We start from the raw sequence: 3,019 nt of genomic DNA, 5'->3' as shown, positions 1-3,019 counted from the left end.
GCAATAAACCCAACCGCACCAGCCACAGACAAGTTGTAGCTGAGCAAGTACAGCAACCAAATACCTCCCACGAGAGCGAACGGCAGAGTTGCCATGATCAGCAAGGCCTCGTCAAAGCGCTTGAAGGTCAGATACAGCAGGACAAAGATGATGAGTAGCGTAAAAGGAACCACCACCTTGAGCTTGGCGGTCGCACGCTCCAAAAACTCAAACTGTCCAGACCAGGAAACAGAGTAACCGGGCGGAAGTTTCACCTGAACATTGACAGCTTTTTGCATGTCTTGTACTGCTGATCGTAAATCGCGTCCACGGATGTCAACATACACCCAGCCGGACAGGCGAGCGTTTTCGCTGCGCAGCATTGGCGGGCCATCAGTGATGCGCACATCAGCCACGTCAGACAACACCAGCCGCTGCCCACGCTCGGTGACAAACGGAAGGTTGCGCAACTTATCGATGGAGTCCCGTAGTTCACGGGGATAGCGCATGTTGATGGGAAAGCGCTGCAGGCCTTCCACAGTCTCGCCGATGTTCTCGCCACCGACTGCCGTGCTGATGATCGACTGCACATCGGCAATGTTCAGCCCAAAGCTGGCTGCCGCATCCCGGCGGATGTTGACGTCGACGTAACGGCCTCCCGTCAAACGCTCGGCCAAGGCGCTGCTGACGCCTGGCACGTCTTTCAGTGCCTTTTCAATCTCGCCAGTGAGCCGGTCAATGGTGACCAGATCAGTGCCTGCCACCTTGACGCCGACGGGGCTTTTAATGCCGGTGGCCAGCATATCAATGCGGTTTCGGATGGGTGGTACCCAAATGTTGGCCAAGCCAGGAACCTTGACGATCCGGTCAAGCTCTTCGACCAGCTTGTCCTGCGTCATCCCTGCTCGCCATTGATCGCGTGGCTTGAACTGAATGGTGGTTTCGAACATCTCCATGGGGGCGGGATCGGTGGCGGTTTCTGCGCGGCCGGCCTTGCCATAGACAGTGGCCACCTCGGGCACTGTCTTGATCAGTCGGTCGGTTTGTTGCAACAGTTCACTGGCTTTGCCAGCCGACAGACCTGGCAGTGCAGAGGGCATGTAGAGCAAGTCCCCTTCGTCCAGTCGCGGCATGAATTCACCACCGATATGCTGTAACGGCCAGAGGCTGATGACCAAAACGGCACCAGCGGCCACCAAAGTCAGTTTGGGCGCACGCAGTACCACTTCCAGCATGGGCCGATAGATCGCGATCAGCAGCCGGTTCAAGGGATTGGACTTTTCGTCTGGTATCCGACCCCGGATCAGGTAACCCATCAGGACTGGAATCAGAGTGACCGACAGCCCAGCGGCTGCGGCCATGGCATAGGTTTTCGTGAATGCCAGCGGGGAGAACAGACGTCCTTCCTGTGCCTCCAGCGTGAAGACCGGGATAAACGACAAAGTGATGATGAGCAGTGAGAAGAACAAGGCGGGTCCGACTTCAGCCGCAGCCTCACCGATGACGCGCCACCGCGCTTCGCCCTCCAGCTTTTCGGTTGGATGGTCGTGGGCCCAATGCTCCAGATGCTTGTGGGCGTTCTCGATCATGACGACTGCGGCATCCACCATGGCGCCGATGGCGATCGCGATGCCGCCCAGCGACATGATGTTGGCATTGACGCCTTGGTAATGCATGACGATGAAGGCCGCCAGGATGCCCAAAGGCAGGGAGATGATCGCCACGAAAGCCGAACGGAGGTGGAACAGGAAGATGAAGCACACCACGGCGACCACCAAGAACTCCTCCAGCAGCTTGAAGCTCAGGTTATCCACAGCGCGGTTGATGAGGCCGGATCGGTCGTATACCGGCACAATTTCCACGCCTTGCGGCAGGCTGGACTGCAACGAGGCCAGCTTGGCCTTGACCGCTGCAATGGTTTCCAGTGCATTTTTTCCTGAGCGCATCACAATCACACCGCCGGTGGCTTCTCCTTCTCCGTCAAGCTCACCAATACCTCGGCGCATTTCCGGCCCGATCTGTATTCGTGCGACATCTCCCAGCCTCACAGACACGCCCGCCGGCGTCGTCATCAGGGGGATCGCCCGAAAATCGTCCAGACTCTGAAGGTAGCCTGACGCCCGCACCATGTATTCAGCCTCTCCCAATTCAAGAACCGACCCGCCGGCTTCCTGGTTGGACTTCTGGATGGCCTCGACCACTTTGGAGTGGGGGATGGCATAGGCTGCCAGCTTGTCGGGGTTGAGCACCACCTGGTACTGCCGAACCATGCCTCCCACTGACGCTACCTCAGCGACGTTGGGGACGGTTTTGAGTTCGTACTTCAGGAACCAGTCCTGAAGCGCGCGGAGTTGCCCGGCGTCCTGGGTCCCGCTGCGGTCAATCAGGGCGTATTGGTAAATCCAGCCGACGCCGGTGGCATCTGGCCCGAGTGACGCCTTCGCGGCGGCAGGCAGGCGCGATTGCACCTGGTTGAGGTACTCCAGCACCCTTGAACGCGCCCAGTACATGTCCGTGCCGTCTTCGAACAGCACATAGACAAAGGAGTCGCCAAAGAAGGAGTAGCCGCGTACCGTCTTTGCCCCCGGCACTGAGAGCATGGTCGTGGTCAAAGGGTAAGTGACCTGGTTTTCAACAATCCGCGGCGCTTGCCCTGGATAAGTAGTCCGGATGATGACTTGAACGTCGGACAGGTCCGGCAAGGCGTCCAGCGGTGTTTTGAGTACTGAATAAACACCCCAGGCCCCAATCATCAAGGTGGCAAGCAGTACCAAAAAACGGTTGACGATAGACCAACGGATTAACTGCGCGATCACTTTTTGCTCCCTGGTGCGGCAGGTGCGACGGGTGTGGCAGTCGCTGGGGTAGCGTCTGGAGAGATGCGCGTGAGTTGGGGTAACCCATCTGCGTCCATGTAGAACTCAAAGTTAACGCTGTCTCCGGGCTCAAGTCGGCGTGGAAGGGCATTGGGTGGCGGCGCTTTGAAATCCATGGTCATCGCCCCCCACTTGATGGATGGGATCGGACCATGGGTCAGCGT

Annotated in this window: 2 protein-coding genes; both read right to left on the bottom strand. The window is 58.2% G+C overall.

Annotation, left to right across the window (positions count from 1 at the left end):
* Window positions 1-2,795 (bottom strand): CusA/CzcA family heavy metal efflux RND transporter (locus tag AAG793_RS16750; protein ID WP_341910253.1); only part of this gene is annotated, 2,795 nt, incomplete at its 3' end.
* The coding region (locus AAG793_RS16745; RefSeq protein WP_341910251.1) for a copper-binding protein at window positions 2,792-3,019 on the bottom strand (228 nt) is incomplete at its 5' end. The genes AAG793_RS16745 and AAG793_RS16750, both read right to left, overlap by 4 nt.

The organism is Polaromonas sp. YR568, from assembly GCF_943372955.1.
Taxonomy (GTDB): Bacteria; Pseudomonadota; Gammaproteobacteria; order Burkholderiales; family Burkholderiaceae_C; genus Polaromonas.
The sequence above is the reverse complement of the archived record's forward strand: the minus strand, read 5'-3'. Positions and strand labels throughout refer to the sequence as shown.